Genomic DNA, 25744 nt, shown 5'->3' with positions numbered 1-25744 from the left:
TGTGGCGCAAATGACATATTTGCGCCGCAATTGGCTTGTGTGTGTATCTAAACGATAAAATAACCGGTTACTGATTTAAGGCGGCTAATTTCTTATGAGTATCAAAAGCGACCGTTGGATTCGGCGGGCTGCTGCCCAGGGCATGATCGAGCCTTTCGAACCAGGCCAAGTGCGCAATGTAGACGGACAACGTATCGTCAGCTACGGCACCAGCAGCTATGGCTACGATGTGCGTTGTGCCAACGAATTCAAAATTTTCACCAACATCAACTCGACCATCGTGGACCCCAAGGCTTTCGATGAAAAATCCTTTGTGGATTTTGTCGGTGATGTGTGCATTATTCCGCCCAATTCTTTCGCGCTGGCCCGCACGGTTGAGTACTTCCGTATTCCTCGCAGTGTGTTGACCATGTGTCTGGGCAAGAGCACCTATGCCCGTTGCGGCATCATCGTGAACGTGACTCCGCTGGAACCCGAGTGGGAAGGCCACGTCACCCTGGAGTTTTCCAACACCACCCCGCTGCCAGCCAAGATTTACGCCGGTGAAGGGTGTGCACAGATGTTGTTCTTTGAAAGCGATGAAGTGTGCGAAGTGTCGTACCGCGACCGCGGCGGCAAATATCAAGGTCAGCTAGGCGTTACCCTGCCTCGTACCTAGGAGTTCTGGATGAAGTTTCGTTTTCCCATCGTCATCATCGACGAAGACTACCGTTCCGAAAATACGTCGGGCCTGGGCATTCGAGCCCTGGCCTCGGCGATAGAGGCCGAAGGCGTAGAGGTTCTCGGGGTCACCAGCTATGGTGACCTTAGTTCTTTTGCGCAACAGCAAAGCCGCGCGAGCGCCTTCATTTTGTCGATTGATGATGAGGAATTCGATGTGGATTCCCCGGAGGATGTCGCCAATGCGATCAAGAACCTGCGCTCCTTTATTGGCGAGCTGCGGTTCCGCAACGAGGACATCCCCATCTATCTGTACGGCGAGACACGCACCTCGCAGCATATCCCCAACGATATTTTGCGCGAGCTGCACGGCTTCATTCACATGTTTGAGGACACGCCCGAGTTCGTGGCGCGTCACATCATCCGCGAAGCCCGCTCTTACCTGGAAAGCCTGGCGCCGCCGTTTTTCCGCGAGCTGGTCAAGTACGCTTCTGACGGTTCCTATTCCTGGCACTGCCCAGGGCATTCGGGAGGCGTAGCCTTTCTGAAAAGCCCGGTTGGCCAGATGTTTCACCAGTTTTTTGGTGAAAACATGTTGCGTGCCGACGTCTGTAATGCGGTCGATGAATTGGGCCAACTGCTGGACCACACCGGCCCGGTGGCCGAGGCCGAGCGCAATGCTGCCCGTATCTTCCATGCCGACCACTGCTTTTTCGTGACGAACGGAACGTCCACGTCCAACAAGATCGTCTGGCACGCCAATGTGGCCAATAACGACGTGGTGGTAGTGGACCGTAACTGCCACAAGTCGATCCTGCACGCCATTACCATGACGGGCGCTATCCCAGTGTTCCTGCGCCCCACGCGCAACCACCTGGGCATTATTGGTCCCATTCCACAAGACGAATTCCTGCCGGAAAACATTGCGCGCAAGATCGAGGCCAATCCCTTTGCCAGCAAGGCCAAGAACAAGAAGCCTCGTATTCTGACGCTGACGCAAAGTACTTACGATGGCGTGATCTACAACGTGGAAATGATCAAGGAGACTCTGGATTCCAAGATCCCCACGCTGCATTTTGATGAGGCCTGGTTGCCGCATGCGGCGTTCCACGATTTCTATCACGACATGCACGCCATTGGTGCGGACCGTCCGCGCACCAAAGACACCATGATCTACGCCACGCACTCCACGCATAAAATGCTGGCTGGCCTGTCGCAGGCGTCCCAGATTACGGTGCAGGATGCGGAGAACCGCCCCTTGGACCGCAACGTGTTCAATGAAGCCTACCTGATGCACACCAGCACCAGCCCGCAGTACGCGATTATTGCGTCCTGTGATGTGGCGGCGGCCATGATGGAGCCGCCCGGCGGCACCGCCCTGGTCGAGGAAAGCATTTGCGAGGCCATGGACTTTCGTCGCGCCATGCGCAAGGTGTCCAAGGAATACGGCGAGAACGACTGGTGGTTCAAGGTTTGGGGACCGGACAATCTGCCCGAAGAAGGCATAGGCGAGCGCGACGACTGGATTCTGCGCTCCGATGCGGAGTGGCACGGCTTTGGCAAGTTGTCGACCAACTTCAACATGCTGGACCCGGTCAAAGCCACGGTAGTGACTCCTGGCCTGGATATTTCCGGCACCTTTGCTGAACAGGGTATTCCTGCCGCTCTGGTCTCCAAGTATCTGGCTGAGCACGGCGTGGTAGTCGAGAAAACCGGCCTGTACTCCTTCTTTATTCTGTTCACCATTGGCATCACCAAGGGCCGCTGGAATACCTTGTTGACCGCCTTGCAGCAGTTCAAGGACGATTACGACCGCAATCAGCCCATGTGGCGCATTTTGCCGGACTTCTGCAAGACTCAGCCTACCTACGAGCGCATGGGCTTGCGTGACCTGTGTCAGCAGATTCACCAAGCTTACCGCAAGTACGATCTGGCTCGCCTGACGACCGAGGTTTACCTGAGCGACATGATTCCCGCTCTGAAACCTTCGGACGCCTATGCCAAGATGGCGCACGGCGATATCGAGCGCGTTGGCATTGACGAACTGGAAGGCCGTGTGACGGGTGTCTTGCTGACGCCTTACCCCCCAGGCATTCCTTTGCTGATTCCTGGCGAACGCTTTAACTCGCGCATTGTGGAGTACCTGCAATTTGCGCGCGAGTTCAATGCCCGCTTCCCTGGCTTTGAGACCTATGTGCATGGACTGGCGCAGGATATCGGCCCTGATGGACTGCCACGCTACTACGTAGATTGTGTGCTTGAGTCTGAAACCAACGAGTAAATCCGCGTGATCCCTTTTTTTGATGTTGCCGTCATCGGCGCAGGTGCGGCCGGTATGATGGCTGCCAGTATCGCAGGCCAGCGTGGCTTGCGAGTGGTACTGATTGATCACGCTGAAAAGCTGGCCGAGAAAATCCGTATTTCCGGTGGAGGGCGCTGCAACTTCACGAATACGGGCACCTCACCCGAGAATTTTCTGTCCAAGAACCCGCATTTTTGCCGTTCGGCCTTGGCGGGCTATACCCCTCAGGATTTTCTGGAGCTGGTGCGGGAGTACCGCATCGGCTTTCATGAAAAGCACAAAGGCCAGTTGTTCTGTGATGACTCCAGCGAGTCCATCATCCAGATGCTGCGTCAGGAGTGTTTGAAAGGGCAGGTGTCCTGGCGCATGCCCTGTTCGGTGCAGTCCATTGGCCGTACCGAGGAAGGCTTTGTGCTGCGCACCGGTCAGGGGGATTTGAATGCCTTGCAAGTGGTGATTGCCACGGGCGGCATGGCGATTCCGCAGCTGGGTTCCACGGACTATGCCTTGCGCGTGGCGCGTCACTTTGGGCTGAAAGTGATTGAGCCACACCCCGCTCTAGTCCCTTTGACCTTTGACGGTCGGGATTGGAAGCCATTTTCTGCCTTGAGCGGCATGGCTTTGGAGGTGGAGGTCAGCACAGGGCAGGGCAAGCAACGTCAGGCCTTTTTGGAAGATCTGCTGTTTACGCACCGTGGCTTGTCCGGGCCGGGTATCTTGCAGATCTCCAGCTACTGGCAGTCGGGCGAGAGCATTAGTGTGGACCTGGCTCCCGGTCAGGACATCGCGCAACAATTATTGGATCTGAAAGCGGGTAACCGTCAGCAATTGGTCACGGTCTTGTCGACCTTGTGGCCGCGCCGTCTGGTCGAGCAGTGGCTGGATACCTCGGACTTGTTGCCCAAAGGCGTGGGACAGCAACGTCTAGCTGATCTGCCGGATCGCGTGTTGCGCACGGTGGGACAGGTGATTAATGGCTGGGAGTTGAAACCTAGTGGCACCGCAGGCTATAAAAAGGCGGAAGTGATGAGCGGTGGCGTGGATACACGCGAGCTCAATCAGAAGAGCATGGAAGCGCGTAAAGTACCTGGTCTGTACTTCATCGGTGAAGCGGTCGATGTCACCGGCTGGCTGGGCGGGTATAACTTCCAATGGGCCTGGGCGTCGGCAGCAGCGTGTGCACGTGCTTTGAAGGCACAGGCAGAGCAGGGTTAAGTATGCGAGCAGGAAGGGCAGTGGGCATGGTCTGCTGCCGTTTCTGAAATCATCGGAATTGTTGGCTGGTCAGTCAGGGAGGCGATATGCAGCTGCCAGGAGATAGAAAGTACGTGGTAAGCCACGAGTGGGCCAAAGATGAAGACGGTGTTGTGCTGGTTGGCATTACCGACTTTGCTCAAGATCAGTTGGGCGACCTGGTGTTTGTGGGTGACTTCACCCCAGGGACGCGTCTGGCTGCGGGTGCTACAGCGGGTGTGGTGGAGTCGGTGAAGGCCGCCTCCGACATTTACGCGCCTGTAGCGGGCGAGCTGGTGGAGTTCAACCAGGCCTTGTCCGATGCACCGCATCTGATCAATGAAGCTCCATTTGATACCTGGATTTTCAAGCTCAAGGCTGACAATCCGGCTGATCTGCAAGGTTTGCTGGATGGCCCTGCTTATGCAGCGGTGGCTGAGTAAGTTCAGATATTGAGTTAGCAGGAATACGCCTTGGTCTTGCCTGATTTCGGCGGACTGATCGCAAAAAAGGCCTGAATCCGTGTCATCGGATTCAGGCCTTTTATTTGGTTTCGAGCCTACGCGGTTAAGCGTGCAGTGAGACGGATAGCTTGGGCCAAGTAGCCGGTTTTCTTAACTACGGCGACGGTAGGTCACGTAGTCGTAAGTGAAACCGTTTTCCTCAGGCTGAGGCAGGCGCTCCACTTCTTGCCACTCTCCGGCGGGCAGTTCCGGAAAGAAAGTATCCCCGTCCACATCAGCCTTGATCTCGGTTGCGATCAGTTCCTGCGCCACAGGCAGGGCCAGACGGAAAAGCTGTTCGCCACCAATCACACAAGCGGTTTCAAAGCCGGGGCAGGCTGCCAGGGCTTCGTCCAGATTGCTGAATACCTGCGCACCTTTTGCCTGGTAATCCGCATTGCGGCTGATCACCAGATTCGGGCGGCCGGGCAAGGGGCGGCCCAGAGACTCCCAGGTTTTACGGCCCATGATGATGGGCAAACCCATGGTTACGCGTTTGAAGTGCTGCAAATCGGAAGGCAGGCGCCAGGGCAGGTCATTGTCCTTGCCAATGCAGCGATTGGCCGCATAGGCAACGACCAGGCGAATGAAAGGAGTGGAACTCATACGGCAACCGGCGCCTTGATGTGGGGATGAGGATCGTAGTCGGTGATTTCGAAGTCTTCGTACTCGTAATCAAACAGACTGGCAGGTTTGCGCTTGATCGTCAGCTTGGGGTAGGGGCGAGGCTCGCGCGAGAGCTGTAGCTCTGCTTGTTCGAAGTGGTTGGAGTACAGGTGACAGTCACCACCAGTCCAGATGAAATCACCCACTTCCAGATCACATTGCTGCGCCATCATGTGAGTCAGCAAGGCGTAGCTGGCGATATTGAAGGGCACGCCCAGGAAAATATCGGCACTGCGCTGGTAGAGCTGGCAAGACAGCTTGCCGTCTGCCACATAAAACTGGAACAGGGCATGGCATGGGGGCAGGGCCATCTGGCCCACATCCGCTACGTTCCAGGCCGAAACAATCAGGCGGCGTGAGTCGGGGTTTTTGCGGATCTGTTCCACCAACTGACTGATCTGGTCGATATGACGGCCATCGGGAGTGGGCCAGGAACGCCATTGCACACCATAGACCGGGCCCAGATTGCCGTCCTTGTCGGCCCATTCGTCCCAGATGGATACGCCGCGCTCTTGCAGCCAGCGCACATTGGACTCACCACGCAAAAACCACAGCAACTCAATAAAGATGCTGCGGGTATGCAGTTTCTTGGTGGTGATCAGCGGGAAACCCTGCGACAGATCGAAGCGCATTTGGTGACCAAATACCGAGTTCGTGCCGGTGCCGGTGCGGTCCCCTTTGGGAGTGCCTTGGGTGTAGACCAGGCGCAGCAGGTCTTCGTAGGGATACAGGGACATGGTGGCCTCAGGCTTGCTGAATGTCGACGGAATAGGTGATCTCGGCTGTTTTGCCCAGCATGGCCGAAGCGGAGCAGTACTTGTCGTGCGACAGTTGTACGGCACGCTCAACGGCGGCCTGGGGCAGGTCCTTGCCAGTGACCACAAAAGTGAAGTGAATCTTGGTAAAGACTTTGGGGTCTGTGTCGGCGCGTTCGGCCGTCAGCTTGACCTGGCAGCCGGTAATGGCGTGACGCCCACGCTTGAGGATCAGCACCACGTCGTAGGCTGCGCAGCCACCGGCGCCGGTCAGCAGCATTTCCATGGGGCGTGGAGCCAGGTTATTGCCGCCACCTTCGGGTGCACCGTCCATGGCCGTCACATGACCACTGCCTGTACGGGCAACGAACAACATTCCGTCTTTGCCGCCCCAGTCGATTGTGCATTCCATATGAATTCCTTTGTTTGCAGTGCGAGCCAAGACTCGTCAGTAGATTGATAGCGGTGATTGTACTTTTTGATGAGGGCTGTGTCGCGCCTGGATGGAAACCAGGTTTAGCGTGATTTGATGCGGATTTTTGCAGCTTTATTGCTAATTGAAATGTGAAGCCCGGATGTGGGCCTTGTTACTTCTCAGGGCATCTGATGGTGGCGGATGTGGCACCCGTATAAGAAATTCCATATGGACAAATCAGAGCAGAACCATGCTCTTTGTAAGATTTAGACTGGTTTTGTTGTTTGTCCTAGGATAAACTGCTGTGCGGTACACGGCATTTTGAAACAGATATGTCACAGGGGTTTACCCTCGCCTATAATGGCTGTCGCCCGTATACCAAAAAATGTCGTGCTCGTATTTGTTCTGTCTCAATAAACCTTGCTTTCAATGGGGGCTTTATTCGGACGTCACAAGCGGGTGTTTTAACATGACGGCTCTCGCGACCTAGGCAGTCGCAGATTTTTTGCGTCCATGCTCTTTTGATCTGCGACGCGTCAAGGTGCCGCCGAGCTGCTTGGCAGCTTCACATTAACCAGGCCTGGATCATTGTGAATACCGTTTCAATACTGCTACTAGCTTTCATATTGTCCGTTACAGGACTCTTTGTTTTCATCTGGTCGTTACGCCGTAACTTCTTTGACCACAGTCCCGCTGCTTCGCGAGAGATCTTCTCCAAAGGCGAAATCGGGCAGGTAGATGACCCCTCCGCCACCCCTGAACAACGTCAGGCACTTCAAGAAGAAATGGGCCGCAAGGCAATTTCGGCTGAAGATCGTCAGGCGCTGAGCCTTGAATTGGCAGAACGCGTGGAAGCCGACCGCTCCTCCGCCAAGGTCACGTTCATTTTGCTGGCCTGTTCGGTCTTCTGGCTGATCTTTGCCTCGACGGCAGGTTTGATCAGCTCGATCAAGCTGCACGATCCCGAATTTCTGACGCAACACGCCTGGATGACCTTTGGTCGCATGCGTACGCTGCACCTGAACGGTGTGGCTTACGGCTGGGCTCCAATGGCCGCGTTCGGCGTTGCCATGTGGATGCTGCCTCGTTTGCTCAAGACTCCCCTGATCGGTGCGCGTTATGCCATCACGGGCGGGATCTTGTGGAACATTGGCCTGGCTATCGGTCTGACATGTATCGCGATGGGTATCACCGACGGTATGGAATGGCTGGAAATGCCTTGGCAGGTTGATATCCTGATGGTTATCGGTGGTGCTCTGGCTGCCTTGCCTTTGGTCTTCACCTTGCAAAACCGTCGTGCTCACCACCTGTATGTGTCGGTGTGGTACATGGGCGCAGCCCTGTTCTGGTTCCCTATCCTGTTCTTGGTCGGTAACCTGCCTGCCGTGCACGTGGGTGTTGAACAAGCAACCATGAACTGGTGGTTTGGCCACAACGTGCTGGGTCTGTTCTACACCCCGATGGCTCTGGCTTCGGTGTATTACTTCCTGCCCAAGATCATCGGTCAGCCTATCAGCTCCTACAACCTGTCTCTGGTGGGTTTCTGGGGTCTGGCATTTTTCTACGGTCAGGTTGGTGGTCACCACCTGGTTGGCGGTCCTGTGCCCCAGTGGATGGTTACCCTGTCCATCGTGCAAAGCATGATGATGATCATCCCTGTGCTGGCTTTCTCGATCAACCAGCACTACACCATGAAGGGTCACTTCCGTACCCTGATTCACTCGCCCACCCTGCGCTTTATCGTGCTGGGCGGCATGATGTACACCGTCAGCTCCATCCAAGGTTCTTTTGAAGCGCTGCGCAGCATCAACACGATTACCCACTTCACGCACTTCACGGTTGCCCACGCCCACATCGGCTTGTACGGCTTCTTTACCATCGTGATGTTCGGTGCCATCTACTACGTGATGCCGCGCGTGCTGTCCTGGGAGTGGCCTTACCCCAAACTGATCTCCCTGCACTTCTGGCTGGTTGTGATTGGTTTCTCCATCTACGCTATTGGTCTGAGCATTGGCGGTTGGCTGCAAGGTCTGGCCATGCTTGATCCTGCCAAAGCCTTCATGGAATCGGTGTTTGTCACGATGCCTTACCTGAAGTCGCGCTCGATTGGTGGTGGTTTGATGACTCTGGGTCACCTTGTGTTTGCCTTCCACTTTGTGGCAATGGCTTTGCGCTATGGCAGCCGTCGTATTGGTCCAGCCCTGTTTCACCAGCGCTCGGCAACTCGCAATGTAGTGGAGGCATGATTTAGTCATGGAAAGCGAATACAAACTATTGGGCGGCGCCATGGTGACGCTCGCCCTGGCCACATCGGCTCTGGTCGTTGTCCCTTACCTGCAAGTTAAAAAGGTGGAGCCCTCTCCAGGCCTGAAGCCTTACACGGAAGTGCAACTGCGCGGCCGTCAGCAATACATTGATATGGGCTGTGTCTACTGTCACTCGCAGCAGCCACGCAGCCAGAACCAGGCTCCTGACTTCCAGCGTGGCTGGGGTCGTGCCTCGGTAGCAGGCGACTACTTCTACGACACACCTCACCTGCTCGGCACCATGCGTACTGGTCCAGACTTGCTTAATATTGGTGCTCGTCAGCCTAGCGTGGACTGGCACCTGGGTCACTTGTATCAGCCTCGTGCTTATACTCCTGGCAGCAATATGCCTTCTTACCCCTTCATGTTCGAGCTCAAGGACAAGGCAGAGGAAGGCGACAAGGTTGTCAACTTGCCAGGTGATTTTGCACCAGAAGGCAAGGTGGTTGTGGCCAAGCAAGAGGCCTTGGACCTGGTTGAATACCTGTTGGCGCTGGATCGTACGTATCCCGTAGCGCCAGCCAGCGTTATCAAATAAACAGGCATTGCTGAGCTAGCGCGCCCCGCAAGGCGGGGCGCCTCGGAGAATTAGAATGAGCGACAATCGTAAATATGAAGCACAGCTGCGTGAGCATTCCGATCCGGAAGAAAACGCAGCACCGATCCCTTGGGTGGTTCTGCTGATCATTGCAGGTCTGTTCCTGTGGGGCATCTACTATATTTTCAGCAGTGACCTGAGCCATGACGCAACCGTGGGCGACAACCGTATCGTTGCCGACTTCGAATTGCCAGAAGGCGCGGTAGATGGTCAGCAGCTGTTCGTAGCCCAATGTGCCGCCTGTCACCAGGCAACGGGTGCCGGTGTTCCAGGCGTGTTCCCTCCGCTGGTGGGTTCCGAATGGGTACTGCGCAAGCCTGAAGTTTTGGTCCAGATCATGCTGCACGGTATTACGGGTGAGATCACGGTCAAGGGTAATAAGTACAATGGTGCGATGCCCGAGTTCCGCGAGAAGTTCAATGACGAGGAAATGACGGCCGTTGTTAATTACCTGCGTACAGAATTGGGTGGCAATAGCGCCGATCCTGTGGACGTGGCCTTTGTCAAAGCCGAACGTGAAAAAACAGCTGATAAAACCGATCATTGGAATGGGGACGCTGATCTGGCTCCCATGGAAGAGTAAGACTGAAATGATGGGCCAGCGATGAGACTATTTATAAGTATTCTCCTGGTCTTCGCCCTGGGTATTGGGGCACTGGCCCATTTGACGCAAGGGTTCTCCGCCCTGACAGCCGAGACGGCCCGTCGCAATGATGTTGCCGCCTCGCCGCGTCTGATCTCCGATGTCGAAGTACTGCTCCCTGCCGGGGGCAGTACCCAGCTAAGCTCTCTGCTGCAAAACGATGGCCGTATTACCATCGTCAATTTCATCTATACCCGCTGTGTCACGCTATGTCTGGCGATGGGCTCGGAGTATCAGCAACTGCAAAAAGCGATTGTGGACGAAGGCTTGCAGGACCGTATCCGTCTGCTGAGCATCAGTTTTGATCCCACCGATTCGCCTGATCACCTGCGCCGCTATAGCAAAACCATGAAGGCCAACCCGGACGTCTGGCAATTTGTCACCATGATGCCCGGCGAACAGCGTCAACGTGTGCTGGATGATTTTGGTATCGTCGTTATTCCCGCCCCTTTTGATGAGTACGAGCACAACGCGGCCTATCACGTTGTCAGTGCCGAACCGCGCCTGGGTCGTATCGTGGATTACGGTGAACCTATGTTGGCCCTGGCGTATGCCAAGCGTGCCCTCGAGGATCTGGATAAGAAGGGAGCGATGTAATGTCCTTAAAACGTGTCGTCGACTCCCCTAAAGTACGTCCTTATTTTGGTAGTGCCCTGGCATTGGTGGCAGCTTTGCTGTTTGCTGCCGCAGCCTTCTGGGATCGCCCGCTGACCGCCTCCATGAGTCTGCACATGCTGGTGCATATTCCCTTGTTGGTCCTGTCGGGCATTACCTTGCAACTGGCCTTGCGCTACCAGGGAGTTGGACGTTCGGCTGCCATGCAGTCTTTACTACGCCCGTATTACGCCTTGAATGAGTATGGTTTGCCTGGCCTGATCATGGTCAGCTTTGCGGCGGCTTACTGGATGGTTCCCAAAGCACTGGACGATGTGCTGGTATCGCCTCCCATGGCTACTGCCAAATATATCGGTCTGGTCTTGATGGGCATGTTGTTCATGGAGTCCTGGCGCCGCGCCCATCTGGTGTTTCGTCTGTTCTTCTTTGGTAACTTCAGTTGGATGATGGCCATTGTTGGTCTGCTGTATTACGACAATCCGGTTCGGCTCTGTAATTTCTATCTGCAGTCTGACCAAGAGATTGCCGGCATAGGCCTGGTTATCATGGCTTGTGTGCTGCCATTGCTTTGGCTCTTGTCTGAGAGCAAGGCAGTGATCGCCTTTTTGCGGCAATAATACCCATCCATTTTGTTTTGCAGGTGTCCTCATGAGCCATACCGTTTCCAACAGCGATACCCGTCTGTACCGACGCAACAGCTTTTTTGACCAGATTCTGAGCGAGACGAATCGGGCCCTGGAAGTATTGGGGCGTTCGGCACGCGCGTCGCGCCCGAATCCCGCTGGCAAGGAAGTGTCCGAGATTACGGCTGACGAAGCCCGCCATGCTGCCGGCTTGATGCGTGTGAACCATGTAGGCGAGATTTGCGCCCAAGCCTTGTACCGTAGCCAGGCCATGTTGTGCAAAGATCCCCAGGCAACCGAAGTGCTGCTGCAAGCTGCGCAGGAAGAGGTGGATCACCTGTCCTGGTGCGATGACCGTTTGCGCGAGCTCGATAGCCGCCCCAGCGTGTTCAACCCCTTGTGGTATGCCGGTTCTTTCGCGTTAGGCTTGCTCGCCAGCCGGGCAGGGGTGCCTTATAACCTGGGCTTTATGGCCGAGACCGAGCGCCAGGTTGAAGAGCATCTGGAAAGCCATCTGGAGTCCTTGCCTGCTACAGACAATCGCTCGCGCCGGATCGTAGAAAAAATGCGCGATGACGAGATTGAGCATCGTCGTACCGCCGAGAATCACGGGGCTGTGGGTTTGCCTCCACCCGTTAAAACTTTGATGCGCATGATGTCCAAAGTCATGACGACGACGGCTTATCGCTTGTAAAACGGGGCTCTGGGCCAAATCACTTATTGATGAGTGCCGAGCCTTCATGGATGCAAGTAGCAAAACGGGTCAGTAATTGACCCGTTTTGCTTTGTAGGTTTGGAGCTTGTTTGGCGGCTTAGGGTTAACGACTAGATACCTGGGATGAGATTTGCGCTAGGAAATTGATGCATTAAAGCGACAAGATGGGCATCTAAGGGTTTTCCACAGCATTTATCTTGCATTGCACCATTTTTGTGGGTAGACTTTAGTTATTGGATGTTGAAAAGAAAGCGGGAAATAAGCAAAAGCACAAGCGTAATAACCCTTAGCTTTCTGGCTCGATACTTTATCTGGTAGCCCAACTTGCCACGATTGTCTCCTCCACCCTCCTCCTTTGGTGGATTTGCCCGAGATCTCTAGATCTCGGGTTTTTTTTTGCCCGTATCCTTTGTTTGTGAATGACCTGCCTTGAAGGGCTAGCATTTACGGGGCTTCTGGCCTTGTTGATGCCCGTGCGGCTCGCCGTCGCTGTTTTGGCTTCACATGAAAAAAATACTGCACAGTCTGAATAGGAAAAGCCTTGCCCATCATTGTGGATGGACAAGGCTTTTTTTATCGCCAAGGTTGAGCGAAATTACTTCTGTGGAACCGTGGCCACATGCAGCAGGTTGGTGCGACCGCTGGTGCCAAAAGGAACACCGGCAATCATCACGATGGTGTCGCCCGCCTGGGCGAACTCATGTTGCGCTGCCATATCGGTAGCGTGGTCGATCATCTCGCCCAGATCGCTGACGTCCTCGCAAGGCACGGCATGGACACCCCAGGCCAAGCTCAGACGGCGTGCGGTTTCCACACGGGGTGTCAGTGCCAGGATAGGGGCGATGGGCCGTTCACGGCTGGCTCGCAAGGCGCTAAAGCCGGTTGTGGTGTAGGCCACGTTCGTTGCCGGTTCCAGAATGCTGGCCACGCGACGCAGGGCGCAGCAGATCGCGTCTGCGGTGCTGGCTTCAGCGGTGCTGTGGTTGGCTTCCAGAATGGTGCGCCAGCTAGGATCGTTTTCGATTTCCTTGATGATGCTGTCCATGATGGACACCGCTTCCAGTGGAAACTGGCCGGAGGCCGATTCGGCGGACAGCATGACGGCATCGGCACCCGAATAGATGGCGGTAGCCACGTCGGAAGCTTCAGCACGTGTAGGCACAGGAGAGGTAATCATGGATTCCAGCATCTGTGTAGCGACAACCACCGGACGGCCTGCCGCACGGGCAGTACGCACGATTTGACGCTGCAACACAGGCACGCGCTGGGGTGGGACTTCCACGCCCAGGTCGCCACGTGCCACCATCACGCCATCACACAGCTGGACAATTTCTTCCAGGTGTTCCAGCGCTTGCGGTTTTTCCAGCTTGGCCATGATCCAGGCTTTGTCGCCGATCAGCTCGCGGGCTTCACGGATGTCGCCAGGACGTTGCACAAAGGACAGCGCAACCCAATCCACGCCCAATTCCAGTCCAAACTTCAGATCGATCAGGTCTTTTTCGGTCAAGGGCGAGATAGGCAGTACCACGCCGGGTACGTTCACGCCCTTGCGGTCGGACAGCGGACCGCCGACCATGACCGTCGTTTCTGCAAAATCCGGACCAAAGCTGTCCACACGCAGACGCAGCTTGCCGTCATCGAGCAGCAGGTCTGTCCCATCTTCCAGTGCAGCGAAGATTTCGGGGTGAGGCAGGTAGGCACGCTGGCTGGTCCCTTCGGCGGGGTCCAGATCCAGGCGGAATTTCTGGCCGGTTTCCAATGTCACGCGGCCATCTTGCATTTTGCCAACGCGCAGCTTGGGCCCTTGCAGGTCCATCAGAATACCGATACTGCGACCGGTTTCCTTTTCAATCTGACGAATGGTGTGATAGCGCGCGGCATGGTCTTCATGTGTGCCGTGGCTGAAGTTCAGGCGGAACACATCAGCGCCGGCCTCGAACAGTTCACGAATGCGTTCTGGCGTAGAACTGGCAGGACCCAGGGTAGCCAGTATGCGGGAATGACGTTGACGTTTCATGGGGTGTTGTCCTTAGGGGGATCGATAGCTCAAAGAGCAGCGATACCGGCGCGGGCGATCTGAGCGTCTTCAGGTGCCTTTACGCCGGACACGCCGACTGCACCAATGACTTGACCGTCCACCACAATCGGCTCGCCGCCTTCCAGTGGCGTGATGGGCATGGACAGAGCGGCAAAGCGACCATTGTTGACCATGTCTTCAAAAACCTTGCTGGGCTTGCCACCGCCCAGCACGCATGTGTGTGCCTTGGCGGGAGCAACCTGCGCGCTCATCAAGGGAGCGCCGTCCATACGTTGCATCCAGAGCGCGTGACCGCCTGCATCGCAAATGGCGATGCTGACAGTCCAGTTGTTCTTCAGCGCTTCTTGCTCGGCAGCAGCAGCAATTTTTTTAACATCGGCCAGGGTCAGTACTTTCGTGTCTCTCATGTCCAGTCCTTTAAGAAAAGCGTTAATCGCTAGGGGGTAAAACCAGAATTGCACGGAAATCGTTGACGTTGGTCAGGGTAGGGCCCGTAACCAATGCGTCATCCAAGGCTTCAAAGAAGCCATGACCATCATTATTGTCCAGACTGGCCCTTGGGCGTATACCTTGTTGCCAAGCACGCTCCAAAGTGTCCGGACCGCAGAAGGCTCCGGCAATTTCTTCCTGGCCATCCACACCGTCGGTATCGCCTGCCAAACCGTAGATACCGGGTGCCCCGTTCAAGGCAATGGCGGTGGACAACAGGAACTCCACATTGCGACCGCCACGGCCCTGGCCGCGCAAGGTCACGGTGGTTTCTCCGCCCGAGAGCAGCACGCAGGGGGCCTGGGCAGGCTGGCCATGCTGGGAAACGCTCAGGGCAATACCAGCCATGACTTTGCCTACATCGCGCGCTTCGCCTTCAATGCTGTCGCCCAGCAAGACGGGACGCACGCCACGGGCTTCAGCGACACGAGCTGCAGCCAGCAGGGCCAATTGGGGGGTAGCAACCAGATGGGTGGTGACATGAGCCAGGCGTGGATCGTCGGGTTTGATGGTTTCGCCATCGCCGCTCTCCAGCAGGGCACGGGCTGCGGCTGGAATCTCGATGCCGTAGCGGGTAATGATTTCCAGCGCTTGCTCGCACGTGGTGGGATCTGCCACCGTGGGGCCAGAAGCGATGTCCATGGGCTTGTCGCCGGGAACATCGGAAATCAGCAGGTTCAGGACGCGGGCGGGGGCACAAGCCGCTGCCAGACGGCCACCTTTGATGGCAGACAAGTGGCGGCGTACCGTGTTCATCTCACCAATTGAAGCGCCCGATTTGAGCAGCGCTTTGTTGATGGCTTGCTTGTCCGCCAGGGTGATACCTTCTCCGGCAAGAGGCAGCAGAGACGAGCCGCCACCGGAAATCAGGCAAATAACCAGATCGTCTTCGTTCAGATCGCTGACCGTGCGCAAAATTTCGCGGGCCGCGTCTTCACCGGCTTGATCGGGGACCGGGTGAGAGGCCTCCAGAATCTTGATGTGATCACAAGGCACGCCGTAGCCATAGCGGGTGACGACAACACCGCTGATGGGGCCTTTGTCCCAGTGACGCTCCAGTGCCTGGGCCATCGCTGCCGATGCTTTGCCAGCACCGATCACAATGGTGCGGCCTTTGGGAGCATCGGGCAGATAAGGCGGGATGCAATGTTCAGGCTGAGCCGCGTTGACGGCAGCTTGAAACATTTTGCTGAGTAAGTCTTGTGGCTCGATCTTCATGGGTCAATCCTAATGCAGAGTGACGGCAACAAACCATCTTACTGCGCTACAACACGCCTTCACCTCCCCGCTTTGACTTGCAGCCTTCGAGAAAGATTGTGCTGTCTGGGGGGGACTTGGCGGTAAAAAAAAGCGGGCCGCAGCCCGCTTGCTGGATGTCCCGGTCGTACTGGCTTGATATCTGGAAAAAATCAGTCCGGACGGGAGCATCCTTGAACCGATCTTATTGACCAATCTCGTAGTTGGCCATGATTTCCAGAGCGCGGACCATGGCGGAGTGGTCTTGTGCGGCGCCACCGTGGGCGGCGCAGGTATTGAACAGCTCCTGGGCCGTTGCGGTGTTGGGCAGTGCTACACCCAGCTGGCGCGCCGTGGTCAGGGCCAGGTTCAAGTCTTTCTGGTGCAGTTCGATGCGGAAGCCTGGATCAAACGTGCGCTTGACCATGCGCTCACCGTGAACTTCCAGAATACGGGAGTTTGCGAAACCGCCCATCAGCGCTTCACGAACCTTGCCCGCATCGGCACCGGCCTTGGAGGCCAGCAGCAGGGCTTCGCCCACGGCTTCAATGGTCAAGGCCACGATGATCTGGTTGGCCACCTTGGTGATCTGGCCGTCGCCGTAGCCGCCGACCAGGGTGATGTTCTTGCCCATCAGTTCAAACAGGGGCTTGACCTTGTCGAAGGCTTCTTGCTTGCCGCCGACCATGATGGTCAGCGAGCCAGCCTTGGCACCGACTTCACCACCGGACACAGGCGCGTCCAGGTATTCGCAGCCCAGCTTGACGATGCGCTCGGCAAAGTCTTTCGTGGCCACGGGGGAGATGGAGCTCATGTCCACCACGATCTTGCCAGCGCTCAGACCGGCGGCAATGCCGTCTTCGCCAAACAGCGCATCTTCCACGTGCGGGGTGTCGGGCACCATCGTGATGATGATGTCAGCCTGACGGGTTACTTCGGTGCCGTTGGCGCAAACGGTGGCGCCAGCTTCTTTCACGCTTTTGGGGAAGTCGCCACGGGTGTAGGCAAACAGCTCATGACCACCCTTGATCAGGTTGACGGCCATGGGTGCACCCATGATGCCCAAACCAATAAAACCGATTTTAGCCATTGTGTAATCTCCTAATAATTATCTGCAGGTATTCGACGATCAGGCAGTGACTTTAGTCAGTTCAGTCATCCAGCCCAGGCCATCCTTGGTCACGCCAGCGGGTTTGTACTCGCCGCCGATCCAGCCCTGGTAGCCAATGCTGTCGATGTACTTGAACAGCCAGGCGTAGTTGATCTCGCCTGTGCCCGGTTCGTTGCGGCCTGGGTTATCCGCGATCTGGATGTGTGCAATCTTGTCCAGGTGCTTTTTCATGGTGGCAGCCAGCTCGCCTTCCATGCGCTGGGCGTGGTAGACGTCGTACTGGATGAACAGATTGTCCGAACCCACGTCCTGCAACAGCGCCGCGGCCTGTTCGGTACGGTTCAGGTAGAAACCTGGAATGTCGAAGGTATTGATGGGTTCAACCAGCAGACGCAGGCCGGCGTCTTTCAACTTGGCGGCAGCAAACTGCAGATTGCTGACCAAGGTCTTGTGAGCCAGTTCGCGGTCTGCACCTTCGGCCAGCTTGCCAGCCAGGCAGTTGACTTGCTTGCAGCCCAGCGCGGTGGCGTATTCAATGGCACGGCCTACGCCGTCCTGGAATTCACCCACGCGCTCGGGCAGGATTGCAATGCCGCGCTCGCCGCCGTCCCAGTCGCCCGCAGGCAGGTTGTGCAACACTTGGGTCAAACCGTGTTGTTGCAGTTTGTCAGCCAGCTGCTGTTTGTCGTAGGCGTAGGGGAACAGGTACTCCACTCCCTTGAAACCAGCTTCGGCCGCTGCCTGGAAGCGATCCAGGAAGTCGTGCTCGTTAAACAGCATGGTCAGGTTGACGGCAAATTTTGGCATAGTGCTACTCCGTTTTTTAAATCAGCAATCAGTCCATCAGCGAGATGGCGGTGGGGGCGTCAATACCCGCTTCGGCCAGGGACTCGAATTCCGTCACATTGTGCAGTTCGGTACCCATGGCAATGTTGGTGACGCGCTCCAGGATCAGTTCGATCACAACCGGCACGCTGAACTCTTTCATCCATGCGCGAGCCTGTTCAATGGCGGGCTGGATGTCTTCGGGTTTGTGTACGCGGATGGCCTTGCAACCCAGACCTTCCACCACGGTGATGTGATCCACACCATAACCTTCGGTTTCAGGGGCGTTGATGTTGTCAAAGGCCAGTTGTACACAATAGTCCATCTCAAAGCCGCGCTGTGCCTGACGGATCAGACCCAGGTAGGCGTTGTTGACCAGAATGTGCAGGTAAGGCAGCTTGAATTGTGCGCCTACGGCCAGCTCTTCAATCATGAACTGGAAGTCGTAGTCGCCCGAAATGGCTACCACTTCGCGACCGGGGTCAGCCGCAACCACACCCAGTGCAGCAGGAATCGTCCAGCCCAATGGGCCTGCCTGACCGCAGTTGATCCAGTGACGTGGTTTGTACACGTGCAGGAACTGGGCGGCAGCAATTTGCGACAGGCCAATGGTGCTGACGTAGGTGGTCGAAGGGCCAAAGGCGCGGTTCATTTCTTCGTAAACGCGCTGAGGCTTCAGGGGCACGTTGTCGAAATTGGTCTTGCGCTGCAAGGTGGCCTTGCGTTTCTGGCAGTCGGCTACCCAGGCGGCGCGGTCGCGCAGCTTGCCGGCAGCCTTGTACTCCTTGGCCACTTCAATGAACAGCTTCAGTGCAGCGCCAGCGTCCGAGGCAATACCCAGATCAGGGCCAAATACACGGCCGATCTGTGTAGGCTCAATGTCCACGTGCACGAACTTGCGGCCTTCGGTGTAGACGTCTACGGAACCGGTGTGGCGGTTAGCCCAGCGGTTACCGATACCGAATACAAAGTCCGATGCCAGCAAGGTCTGGTTGCCGTAGCGGTGCGAGGTTTGCAGGCCAACCATGCCAGCCATCAATGGGTGATCGTCGGCCACAGTACCCCAGCCCATCAGGGTCGGGATAACGGGTACGTTGACCAGCTCGGCAAATTCCTGCAGCAGCTCGGATGCGTTGGCGTTGATGACGCCGCCACCGGATACGATCAGCGGACGCTCGGAAGCGTTCAGCAGTTCGATGGCTTTTTCAGCCTGGGCACGGGTGGCAGCAGGCTTGTAGGCTTCCAGCGGGGAGTAGGTATCCAGATCAAATTCGATCTCGGCCATCTGCACGTCGATAGGCATATCGATCAGCACAGGACCAGGACGGCCAGAGCGCATGATGTGGAAAGCCTGCTGGAACACGCGCGGGATCAGATCGGGTTCGCGCACGGTGACGGCCCACTTGGTCACGGGCTTGGCAATGGATTCAATGTCCACGGCCTGGAAGTCTTCCTTGTACAGGCGGGCACGAGGGGCCTGGCCGGTAATGCACAGAATTGGGATCGAGTCAGCCGATGCGGAGTACAGGCCGGTGATCATGTCTGTGCCAGCGGGGCCGGAAGTACCGATACATACGCCGATATTGCCGGGATTGGCACGGGTAAAACCTTCGGCCATGTGGGAAGCTCCTTCCACGTGGCGGGCGAGAATGTGATCAAAGCCACCTTCCTTGCGCAGTGCGGAGTAGAAGGGGTTGATTGCGGCGCCAGGCACGCCAAATACGGTGCTCACGCCTTCTTTACGTAAAATCGCGGCGGCGGCGTCCACTGCTCTCATTCGAGCCATTGATATCTCCTAGATCATCGTTTGACGAAATTCACAACTCGATAATAAGGAGTGATAGCCCTGCCTAGAAATGGTGGTACGATTGTTTCTATCGATACTTGGAGTATTGAATGAGCCGTTATACCGAAATTCGAAGTTTTGCGCTGGTCGCTGAAAAAGGCAGTTTTGCGGCTGCGTCCGTGATCGAAGGCGTTACCCCGGTGGTGATGGGTAGGCGCCTGGATGCCTTGGAGCAGAGACTGGGGGTGCGTTTGATGCACCGGTCCACGCGCGGGCTGACGTTGACTGATCTGGGCGAGCAGTTTCTGGAGCAGTGCAAACAAATTCTGAAGGACTTTGAAGAGGCTGAAGCCAGCATCAGCGCCCAGCGTAAAGTGGTGCGCGGGCACCTGGTGGTATCGGCTCCGGCTGCCTTTGGGCGCCGTCATGTGGCACCGCATGCCTTGTCCTTCAAGAAGCGTTACCCCGAGCTGAAGCTGTCTTTCAACTTCACCGACAGTGTGGTGGACTTGGTGCGCGAAGGTTATGACATGGCCTTGCGTATTGGCGAGGTCACTGACCCCAACTATGTGGCGGTACGTCTGTATCCGAACCGGCGTGTGGTGTGTGGTACGCCCGAGTATTTCGAGCGTCACGGGGTGCCGCGCGTACCGGAAGATCTGGCTCGTCATAACTGCCTGGCGTTCAATTTGCAGGGTGGGCAGCAACGCGGTTGGACCTTCTTGCGGGATGGTCGTCCTTTGGCGGTACGGGTTGATGGTGATCTGGACTGCAATGACGGTGAATTGCTCTTTAATTGGGTCAAGCAAGGTTGGGGGATTGGCTGGCGCTCCACCTGGGAAATTCAGCCAGAACTCAAGCGGGGCGAGCTGGTGACGGTGCTGAATGAGTTCGAGATTCCCAGCTACGACATCCAGGCGGTGTATCAGCAGCAGCGTTATCTGCCAGCCAAAGTGCGACGTTTTATCGACTATTTGCGAGCCATCTACAACACCCCGGGTTATTGGGACGGCGAGGTGCAGTTCTAACTGCTTTGATCTTCTGAATAAAAAAAACCGCTTCGAAAAGCGGTTTTTTTTATGCTGCATGGCGCTTAGAAGTGCCATTCCACTTGTACGGTGGGGGCGCTGGTTTTGATGCCAGGCTTCAGGTTGCCGTTCGCCATATAGCGATTACCGAACTTGTTGTACCAGTACTCGTAGCCAATACCCACCCACAGGGTGTTCTTCTTGTCGAAGGCCACTTTACCCACGTCAGCCATCAGGGAGGTACGGACCAGCACTTCAGACTTGGTGCTGATGCCTGCGTAGTCGTCACCTTTGGGGCCGGCGTAGTTGGCAAAGCCCTGGAACTTCAGCGGGACCGAACCCACATCGAAGGGCAGATTCCAGTTCAGGCTGGCCAGAAACTGGGTGTGGAAGGAGCTGCGGCTGTCGGGGCAGGCGGGGGCACCCAGACCGCAGTGGTTCCATTCCTTACCCACCATCAGGCTCAGGTCCACAAAACCTCGGGGGACATCGAATTTGAAGGTCGGGCCCAGCACCAGCAGGCGTTTGCGAGGTGCAAAGGCAGTGTTCTTGGTGTTCAGGTCAAAGCCTGCAGTAATGGCCACATCTTTCACGGGACCAAAGCTCAGATCCTTGTCGAATACCTTGCCCATGGAGAGCTGGTGGCGGTAGGTGGCGTAGAACTCGGTGGCGCCATTGCTGCCATTGCCGCTGGACGGGTCGTAGCGATCCGACTGCAGAATATCCAGGTTAAAGAAGTTCTGGCCCAGGCTGTAGCCGTTGACGTGTGTCAGGCTCAGGATGTGCTTCTGGATAGTCCGATCGTTCATCGGCTCGGTGTATTGCGTGCTGAAACGGTAGCCTAAAAAGGTGTCGCTCCAGTCGGCTGCCAAGGCGGGGCTGGACAGCAGTGGGGCGGCCAGCAGGGCGCATGCCCAGCGAGCAGGGTGTAGCTTTTTCATGGTGTCTCCTCTTTGTTTGAGCGCAAGCAGGTCCTTGGGATCTGATGTCCCTTACGGCCTGCGGCCTTAGTTTTCTTTGAGTGGGTGTTACTGACCTTGCTTAGATTAATTATGGACAGTCGATACTTTTATGAAGGTACTGCGGAAATTTGAACAGCCGCCCATTTCAGGCAGGGCGGCTGATCAAAAAGGGGCTTAGCCGTTTTGCGAGGCCAGGTGATTGCCACTGTCTTCAGTCGCTTTTTGAGCGGCGGCCTGTTTGCGGGCCTGGGTAGCAGCGGTGGATTCAACGGTGTGACCTTGGTCGGCGTATTTTTCCATGCCGTTGAAAAACAGGTTCAACAAGATGGCAGATACGGCAGCCAGCAAGATTCCGCTATGCAGCAAGGGAGCCAGAGCAGGGGGCATCTTGTCCAGCAGGTGCTCGGCAACCAGGGGAATCATGCCAAAGCCCAGGCTGATGGCCACGATATAGGGGTTGTAAGGGTTACGGTTCAGGTTGGCCGACATCAGGATCTTGATGCCGGTAGCGGCCACCATGCCGAACATCACAATGCCAGCACCGCCCAGAACGTAGTTGGGGATGGAGGCCACAATGAAAGCCATTTTGGGGAACAGGCCCAGCATGATCAGGAAGGCACCACCCATGACACATACCCAGCGGCTGCGCACGCCGGTCACGCTGACCAGGCCCACGTTTTGCGAGAACGAGCTGTGCGGGAAGGTGTTCATGATGCCGCCCACCAGGGTGCCCAGGCCGTCGGTACGCAGACCGCGCACCAGCGCTTCTCGGTCGGTAGGACGGCCGCAGATGGAACCCAATGCCAGGAACATGCCCAGAGACTCAACCATGATCACAACCATGATCAGGGACAGGACTGCCGCTGCGCCCAGCAGGGCCCAGCTGAAAGTAGGCACGCCAAAGTGGAATGGCGTCACCACCGCAAACCAGCTGGTCTGATCCAGACCTTCAAAGGTGATGCGACCCATGGCCAAAGAGACAAAGAAACCGACCAGCAGACCAATCAGCACTGCCACGTTTGCCAGGAAACCGCGTGCAAACTTGGTGATCAGCAGGATCACAGTCAGCACCATCAGGGCAATGCCCAGGTTTTCCAGCGAGCCGTATTCGGGGTTGGGGATGGACATGCCGGTGGCCGGATCTGTAATAGTGGGAGCGCCGCCACCAATCCAGTTCAGACCTACACGCATCAGTGTCACACCAATAACGGTGATGATGATGCCGGTCACGACCGGGGGGAACAGGCCCATCAGACGGCTAAATACCGGAGCAATCAGAATACTGAAGATACCGGCCAGAATGGTGGCGCCGAAAATACCGGGCAGGCCCAGTTGCGGATCCAGGCCAATGGCGATCATGGGGCTGACCGCTGCAAAGGACACGCCCATCATGACGGGCAGTTTGATACCGAACATACCCAGGCCACGAGCCTGGATGATGGTGATCAGGCCACAGCACAGCAGGTCGGCATTAATCAGGAATGCGATCTGTTCCTTGGACAGGCCCAAGGCCGCACCAATGATCAGGGGGACAGCAACTGCGCCCGCGTACATCACCATGACGTGTTGCAAACCAAGGGTTGCCAGGCGCCCCGTTGGTAGGCGTTCGTCTACACCGTCACAAGCAGCAGGTGTGGACACTTCTGGGTTGGCGGACATCCGGGTCTCCTTATTAATACGTTATGCGCAGCCGATGCCTGGGCCGCGTAAGCATAAAGTTATCGGATGGGCCGTATCACTGGAAGGCAGTACGGCTTGATAAGTAGAATACGTAAAAGCGTATGGCAGGCTGATGCTGACAGGGGGGAAAGGATATAAGCCCTGTAGATGGGGCCTGTGTTCAGGCCACGCCCTAGCAGATTCCTGCTTTTTTCATGCATTTTTCAGTGCTAGGGGTATTGCCCACCTAGTCCGTCCTGAAAATCTATGTTAGCAGCCTCCAAACTACTGTTTGATTTACGTTTGAAGAGCCGTTAAGGTGCTGAAAGATATAAAAAAAGCGGCCCTGTGGCCGCTTTTTCATGGGTCTGATTTATTTGTCCGACCACAGGACGCCGGCCGTGGCCCAGTCCTCGCGTTTGACGTCGGTAAAGACCACATCGACGGCCTCCGGGGTACAGCCAAGCACGCGACAGGCTTCTTTAGTCAGGGCCTGGGCGAGCTCACGCTTGATTTCCACGGGACGGCCGTCGAATAGTTGTACGTTAATAGAAGGCATAAAAGCTCCGTAGGGGTGGAAAGGGTCTTAGCGGCAAAAATCCGGCTCGCTCTGATAGAGCTTGCGCAGCAAGGCTGGCCATTCTAACAAGCCCTCTGGCTCATCCCCGGGTAACAGCTGGCGACGTGTCAAATCCAGCACATCCGTTGGGGGCAGGTGCAGTTGCGGGCTGGCAGCCATGGCCGAGAGCTGAATGCGACAGGCGCGCTCCAAGGCATCCATCAGGACATAAGCTTCGGCAACAGTACGGCCACAGGTCAGGGCACCGTGATTGCGCAAGAGCAGGGCGGGATAGGAGCCTAATTGCTTGAGCAGGGCCTCTTGCTCCTGGGGTGGGAAGGCCAGACCGGCATAGTCGTGATAGCCAATATCCTGCCAGAACCGCATGGCGTGTTGCGATAGAGGCAGCAGTCCACAGGACAGAGCCGAGACGGCAATCGAGGCATCTGTATGTAAGTGGATGACACAGTGTGCATCCGCTCGGGCGCGGTGAACGGCGCCGTGAATGGCAAAACCGCTGGGGTTGGCACGACGGCCTGTGCCGTCCACAACCTGGCCCTGGGTATCAATCAAGAGCAGATTGGAAGCGCAGATTTCATCAAAGCGCAAACCGAAGGGATTGATTAGGAAAGTGTCGTCGTGGCCGGGCAGGCGCAGGGAAATATGGGTGTAGATGATATCGTCCCAGCCCTGGCGGGCCGCCAGCCGGTAGGCGGCGGCCAGATTGACACGGGCGCGCCAGTGCTCAGGATCAATATCGGCCGGACGATGGGCGTAAATGGCCGCTATGTCCGGCGTGATGGGACAGGACTGGCTCACGCTGCTGTGGTTTCCAGTTCAGCAATGATGGCTTTTTCTTCCAGCTGAATCACATCGCAGTTGTCGCCGGGGCCTTTGCGATCAATCACGATGAAGTCGGCCACTTGATTCAGTGCCATCAAGGGGTGGTGCCAAACGCCAGTTGCGTAGTTCACGCCCTGGTCGCCACGGGCCAGGAACAGGCGTAGATCGCTTGCCTTGGGAGTCGGGCCAGCAGGGGCCACAATCACCAGATACGGTTGGCCGGACTGCGGAATGAAGGCCTGGCTACCTTTGGGGTGGCGTTCCATCATTTCCACGGTAAAGGGCAGGGTGCGTGGCTGACCACGGAAAATGGACACAATCGCGTGGCCGTCTGCACCCGGCTCGATCTTGGCCAGGTCGTGGTAGCGCTCGGTATTGCCTTCATTGATGGTGAAGTGCTGAACCGTGTCGGAGGCCTCGATGACATCACCAAAGGGGGCGAAGGCTTCGGCTGTCAGGGTTTCCAACTTCAATGTGATTGTCATGGTAGAGGTCCTTGGTAGGGCAGACCCGCGTGGGGCTGAAAGCAGCCGCGCCACGAAGGGTCAGAGGAAACAAAGGGCAGCGTGCCCGCAGGCTGGCGCTACCCCGTGAACTGGATGGGTCAACAAGACCCGGCAGGCAGCAAAATCAGCCCAGCAGCGCATCCAGACGGAAACGGGCAATCTTGCCGATTTCAGTCAGACAAGCTTGAAACTCGGTTTCAGCACTGTTGTTCAGACGAGCTTCTACTGTATCCATGATTTGGTAACGGCTCAAACCCTTGACGGCAATCACGAAGGGAAAACCGAAGCGCTCACGGTATTGGGCATTCAGGCCACGCAGACGGGCCAGCTCTTCGGCCGAACACTGATCCAGGCCGGCGCCACGTTGTTCGCCTGTCGATGCGGTGGTCAGGGTCCCTTGCTCGGCTTCTTTACCAGCCAGCTCGGGGTGAGCACAGATCAGGTTCTTCTGTTCTTCGTGCGATGCTTCTTGGACCACTTGCACCATGCAGGCGTGCAACTGATCCACGCTTTCAAAGGGACGCTGGTTCCAGCTACGCTCAGGGACCCAGGGGGAATGTTCAAAAATACCTTCGAGCTTGTCCACAAATTGGCTCTGATCCAGGCTGGAGAGTTCGGTGAGCGCCTGTGTGGTGGTAAGGGTTTGAGTAGTCATGTGTCAGTCCGAT

The 25744-nt window shown here is 56.5% G+C and carries 26 protein-coding genes; 11 read left to right on the top strand and 15 right to left on the bottom strand.

Annotation, left to right across the window (positions count from 1 at the left end; translation table 11 throughout):
• Positions 1-94 precede the first annotated feature (94 nt).
• The 4 genes from dcd to gcvH all read left to right on the top strand — a co-directional run bounded on the left by dcd (position 95) and on the right by gcvH (position 4638).
• The gene (gene dcd, locus ACLPGZ_RS04555; protein WP_009461128.1) at positions 95-658 is read left to right on the top strand and encodes a dCTP deaminase; all 564 of its coding nucleotides are present in this window, start codon (positions 95-97) and stop codon (positions 656-658) included.
• 9 nt (positions 659-667) lie between these two features.
• A complete protein-coding gene (locus ACLPGZ_RS04550; RefSeq protein WP_026485019.1) occupies positions 668-2941 on the top strand; it encodes an arginine/lysine/ornithine decarboxylase in 2274 nt (757 codons plus the stop codon).
• A gap of 6 nt (positions 2942-2947) precedes the next feature.
• Complete coding sequence (locus ACLPGZ_RS04545; protein ID WP_429640998.1) at positions 2948-4177, top strand: BaiN/RdsA family NAD(P)/FAD-dependent oxidoreductase; 1230 nt, start codon at positions 2948-2950, stop codon at positions 4175-4177.
• A gap of 86 nt (positions 4178-4263) precedes the next feature.
• A complete protein-coding gene (gene gcvH / locus ACLPGZ_RS04540) occupies positions 4264-4638 on the top strand; it encodes a glycine cleavage system protein GcvH (RefSeq protein ID WP_021446974.1) in 375 nt (124 codons plus the stop codon).
• Between the two features lie 171 nt (positions 4639-4809).
• On the opposite strand, the gene ACLPGZ_RS04535 is transcribed toward gcvH, so the two are convergent.
• Genes ACLPGZ_RS04535 through ACLPGZ_RS04525 form a run of 3 tightly spaced genes read right to left on the bottom strand, consistent with a single transcriptional unit; the run spans position 4810 to position 6531 of the window.
• Positions 4810-5304: a dihydrofolate reductase gene (locus ACLPGZ_RS04535; protein ID WP_257112973.1), complete on the bottom strand. Its 495-nt coding sequence runs from the start codon at positions 5302-5304 to the stop codon at positions 4810-4812.
• Complete coding sequence (locus ACLPGZ_RS04530; protein ID WP_009461123.1) at positions 5301-6101, bottom strand: thymidylate synthase; 801 nt, start codon at positions 6099-6101, stop codon at positions 5301-5303. Before ACLPGZ_RS04530 ends, ACLPGZ_RS04535 begins: the two co-directional genes overlap by 4 nt.
• 7 nt (positions 6102-6108) lie before the next feature.
• Positions 6109-6531 (bottom strand): OsmC family protein, encoded by a 423-nt coding sequence (locus ACLPGZ_RS04525; RefSeq protein WP_009461122.1) that lies wholly within the window; start codon positions 6529-6531, stop codon positions 6109-6111.
• Between the two features lie 593 nt (positions 6532-7124).
• On the opposite strand from ACLPGZ_RS04525, the gene ACLPGZ_RS04520 reads away from it, so the two are divergent.
• The 6 genes from ACLPGZ_RS04520 to coq7 are packed head-to-tail and all read left to right on the top strand — an operon-like array spanning position 7125 to position 12013.
• Positions 7125-8780: a cbb3-type cytochrome c oxidase subunit I gene (locus ACLPGZ_RS04520; RefSeq protein WP_035271261.1), complete on the top strand. Its 1656-nt coding sequence runs from the start codon at positions 7125-7127 to the stop codon at positions 8778-8780.
• Between the two features lie 7 nt (positions 8781-8787).
• Positions 8788-9378 carry a cbb3-type cytochrome c oxidase subunit II gene (locus ACLPGZ_RS04515; RefSeq protein WP_026485025.1) on the top strand — a complete coding sequence of 197 codons (591 nt, stop codon included), beginning with the start codon at positions 8788-8790 and terminating at the stop codon, positions 9376-9378.
• A 55-nt stretch (positions 9379-9433) separates the two neighbouring features.
• Positions 9434-10021: a c-type cytochrome gene (locus ACLPGZ_RS04510; RefSeq protein ID WP_026485026.1), complete on the top strand. Its 588-nt coding sequence runs from the start codon at positions 9434-9436 to the stop codon at positions 10019-10021.
• Positions 10022-10042: 21 nt separating this feature from the next.
• Complete coding sequence (locus tag ACLPGZ_RS04505) at positions 10043-10678, top strand: SCO family protein (RefSeq protein ID WP_009461119.1); 636 nt, start codon at positions 10043-10045, stop codon at positions 10676-10678.
• Positions 10678-11313, top strand: a complete 636-nt coding sequence (locus ACLPGZ_RS04500) for a hypothetical protein (protein ID WP_239055110.1) — start codon at positions 10678-10680, stop codon at positions 11311-11313. The genes ACLPGZ_RS04505 and ACLPGZ_RS04500 overlap by 1 nt, the downstream gene beginning before the upstream one ends.
• A gap of 31 nt (positions 11314-11344) precedes the next feature.
• A complete protein-coding gene (gene coq7 / locus ACLPGZ_RS04495) occupies positions 11345-12013 on the top strand; it encodes a 2-polyprenyl-3-methyl-6-methoxy-1,4-benzoquinone monooxygenase (protein WP_009461117.1) in 669 nt (222 codons plus the stop codon).
• Positions 12014-12629: 616 nt separating this feature from the next.
• Here coq7 and pyk read toward each other — a convergent pair.
• From pyk to gcl, 6 genes are all read right to left on the bottom strand, one after another.
• Positions 12630-14051 (bottom strand): pyruvate kinase, encoded by a 1422-nt coding sequence (pyk, locus tag ACLPGZ_RS04490; RefSeq protein ID WP_060186271.1) that lies wholly within the window; start codon positions 14049-14051, stop codon positions 12630-12632.
• A gap of 29 nt (positions 14052-14080) precedes the next feature.
• Complete coding sequence (locus tag ACLPGZ_RS04485; RefSeq protein WP_239055111.1) at positions 14081-14479, bottom strand: GlcG/HbpS family heme-binding protein; 399 nt, start codon at positions 14477-14479, stop codon at positions 14081-14083.
• A 22-nt stretch (positions 14480-14501) separates the two neighbouring features.
• The gene (locus ACLPGZ_RS04480) at positions 14502-15779 is read right to left on the bottom strand and encodes a glycerate kinase type-2 family protein (protein ID WP_060186272.1); all 1278 of its coding nucleotides are present in this window, start codon (positions 15777-15779) and stop codon (positions 14502-14504) included.
• A 223-nt stretch (positions 15780-16002) separates the two neighbouring features.
• Positions 16003-16887, bottom strand: a complete 885-nt coding sequence (locus ACLPGZ_RS04475; protein WP_035271253.1) for a 2-hydroxy-3-oxopropionate reductase — start codon at positions 16885-16887, stop codon at positions 16003-16005.
• Between the two features lie 39 nt (positions 16888-16926).
• Positions 16927-17715 carry a hydroxypyruvate isomerase gene (gene hyi / locus ACLPGZ_RS04470; protein ID WP_239055112.1) on the bottom strand — a complete coding sequence of 263 codons (789 nt, stop codon included), beginning with the start codon at positions 17713-17715 and terminating at the stop codon, positions 16927-16929.
• A gap of 28 nt (positions 17716-17743) precedes the next feature.
• The gene (gcl, locus tag ACLPGZ_RS04465) at positions 17744-19519 is read right to left on the bottom strand and encodes a glyoxylate carboligase (RefSeq protein WP_035271252.1); all 1776 of its coding nucleotides are present in this window, start codon (positions 19517-19519) and stop codon (positions 17744-17746) included.
• Positions 19520-19629: 110 nt separating this feature from the next.
• On the opposite strand from gcl, the gene ACLPGZ_RS04460 reads away from it, so the two are divergent.
• A complete protein-coding gene (locus ACLPGZ_RS04460) occupies positions 19630-20547 on the top strand; it encodes a LysR family transcriptional regulator (RefSeq protein ID WP_026485032.1) in 918 nt (305 codons plus the stop codon).
• Between the two features lie 65 nt (positions 20548-20612).
• Here ACLPGZ_RS04460 and ACLPGZ_RS04455 read toward each other — a convergent pair whose 3' ends face one another.
• The 6 genes from ACLPGZ_RS04455 to uraD all read right to left on the bottom strand — a co-directional run bounded on the left by ACLPGZ_RS04455 (position 20613) and on the right by uraD (position 25731).
• The gene (locus ACLPGZ_RS04455; RefSeq protein ID WP_115634274.1) at positions 20613-21488 is read right to left on the bottom strand and encodes a hypothetical protein; all 876 of its coding nucleotides are present in this window, start codon (positions 21486-21488) and stop codon (positions 20613-20615) included.
• Between the two features lie 195 nt (positions 21489-21683).
• Positions 21684-23168 carry a nucleobase:cation symporter-2 family protein gene (locus ACLPGZ_RS04450; protein ID WP_239055113.1) on the bottom strand — a complete coding sequence of 495 codons (1485 nt, stop codon included), beginning with the start codon at positions 23166-23168 and terminating at the stop codon, positions 21684-21686.
• Positions 23169-23541: 373 nt separating this feature from the next.
• Positions 23542-23727: a 4-oxalocrotonate tautomerase gene (locus tag ACLPGZ_RS04445; protein WP_009461108.1), complete on the bottom strand. Its 186-nt coding sequence runs from the start codon at positions 23725-23727 to the stop codon at positions 23542-23544.
• Positions 23728-23754: 27 nt separating this feature from the next.
• Positions 23755-24546: a class II aldolase/adducin family protein gene (locus ACLPGZ_RS04440; RefSeq protein WP_239055114.1), complete on the bottom strand. Its 792-nt coding sequence runs from the start codon at positions 24544-24546 to the stop codon at positions 23755-23757.
• Positions 24543-25055 (bottom strand): ureidoglycolate lyase, encoded by a 513-nt coding sequence (locus ACLPGZ_RS04435; RefSeq protein WP_035271249.1) that lies wholly within the window; start codon positions 25053-25055, stop codon positions 24543-24545. The genes ACLPGZ_RS04440 and ACLPGZ_RS04435 overlap by 4 nt, the downstream gene beginning before the upstream one ends.
• A 145-nt stretch (positions 25056-25200) precedes the next feature.
• Complete coding sequence (gene uraD / locus ACLPGZ_RS04430; RefSeq protein WP_035271248.1) at positions 25201-25731, bottom strand: 2-oxo-4-hydroxy-4-carboxy-5-ureidoimidazoline decarboxylase; 531 nt, start codon at positions 25729-25731, stop codon at positions 25201-25203.
• Positions 25732-25744 lie beyond the last annotated feature (13 nt).

This window comes from Alcaligenes sp. Me129 (assembly GCF_050487245.1).
Lineage (GTDB): Bacteria > Pseudomonadota > Gammaproteobacteria > Burkholderiales > Burkholderiaceae_B > Alcaligenes > Alcaligenes phenolicus.
This window is presented reverse-complemented; position numbering and strand designations above follow the sequence as displayed.

Bases quoted from the DNA above. Each gene is read 5' to 3' on its own strand.
- ACLPGZ_RS04525 (WP_009461122.1), bottom strand. From the start codon at position 6,531: ATGGAATGCACAATCGACTGGGGCGGCAAAGACGGAATGTTGTTCGTT.
- ACLPGZ_RS04480 (WP_060186272.1), bottom strand. From the start codon at position 15,779: ATGAAGATCGAGCCACAAGACTTACTCAGCAAAATGTTTCAAGCTGCC.
- ACLPGZ_RS04475 (WP_035271253.1), bottom strand. From the start codon at position 16,887: ATGGCTAAAATCGGTTTTATTGGTTTGGGCATCATGGGTGCACCCATG.
- ACLPGZ_RS04460 (WP_026485032.1), top strand. From the start codon at position 19,630: ATGAGCCGTTATACCGAAATTCGAAGTTTTGCGCTGGTCGCTGAAAAA.
- dcd (WP_009461128.1), top strand. From the start codon at position 95: ATGAGTATCAAAAGCGACCGTTGGATTCGGCGGGCTGCTGCCCAGGGC.
- ACLPGZ_RS04450 (WP_239055113.1), bottom strand. From the start codon at position 23,168: ATGTCCGCCAACCCAGAAGTGTCCACACCTGCTGCTTGTGACGGTGTA.
- ACLPGZ_RS04500 (WP_239055110.1), top strand. From the start codon at position 10,678: ATGTCCTTAAAACGTGTCGTCGACTCCCCTAAAGTACGTCCTTATTTT.
- hyi (WP_239055112.1), bottom strand. From the start codon at position 17,715: ATGCCAAAATTTGCCGTCAACCTGACCATGCTGTTTAACGAGCACGAC.
- pyk (WP_060186271.1), bottom strand. From the start codon at position 14,051: ATGAAACGTCAACGTCATTCCCGCATACTGGCTACCCTGGGTCCTGCC.
- ACLPGZ_RS04550 (WP_026485019.1), top strand. From the start codon at position 668: ATGAAGTTTCGTTTTCCCATCGTCATCATCGACGAAGACTACCGTTCC.
- ACLPGZ_RS04455 (WP_115634274.1), bottom strand. From the start codon at position 21,488: ATGAAAAAGCTACACCCTGCTCGCTGGGCATGCGCCCTGCTGGCCGCC.
- ACLPGZ_RS04515 (WP_026485025.1), top strand. From the start codon at position 8,788: ATGGAAAGCGAATACAAACTATTGGGCGGCGCCATGGTGACGCTCGCC.
- ACLPGZ_RS04435 (WP_035271249.1), bottom strand. From the start codon at position 25,055: ATGACAATCACATTGAAGTTGGAAACCCTGACAGCCGAAGCCTTCGCC.
- ACLPGZ_RS04510 (WP_026485026.1), top strand. From the start codon at position 9,434: ATGAGCGACAATCGTAAATATGAAGCACAGCTGCGTGAGCATTCCGAT.
- ACLPGZ_RS04530 (WP_009461123.1), bottom strand. From the start codon at position 6,101: ATGTCCCTGTATCCCTACGAAGACCTGCTGCGCCTGGTCTACACCCAA.
- ACLPGZ_RS04445 (WP_009461108.1), bottom strand. From the start codon at position 23,727: ATGCCTTCTATTAACGTACAACTATTCGACGGCCGTCCCGTGGAAATC.
- ACLPGZ_RS04485 (WP_239055111.1), bottom strand. From the start codon at position 14,479: ATGAGAGACACGAAAGTACTGACCCTGGCCGATGTTAAAAAAATTGCT.
- ACLPGZ_RS04505 (WP_009461119.1), top strand. From the start codon at position 10,043: ATGAGACTATTTATAAGTATTCTCCTGGTCTTCGCCCTGGGTATTGGG.
- gcl (WP_035271252.1), bottom strand. From the start codon at position 19,519: ATGGCTCGAATGAGAGCAGTGGACGCCGCCGCCGCGATTTTACGTAAA.
- uraD (WP_035271248.1), bottom strand. From the start codon at position 25,731: ATGACTACTCAAACCCTTACCACCACACAGGCGCTCACCGAACTCTCC.
- coq7 (WP_009461117.1), top strand. From the start codon at position 11,345: ATGAGCCATACCGTTTCCAACAGCGATACCCGTCTGTACCGACGCAAC.
- gcvH (WP_021446974.1), top strand. From the start codon at position 4,264: ATGCAGCTGCCAGGAGATAGAAAGTACGTGGTAAGCCACGAGTGGGCC.
- ACLPGZ_RS04535 (WP_257112973.1), bottom strand. From the start codon at position 5,304: ATGAGTTCCACTCCTTTCATTCGCCTGGTCGTTGCCTATGCGGCCAAT.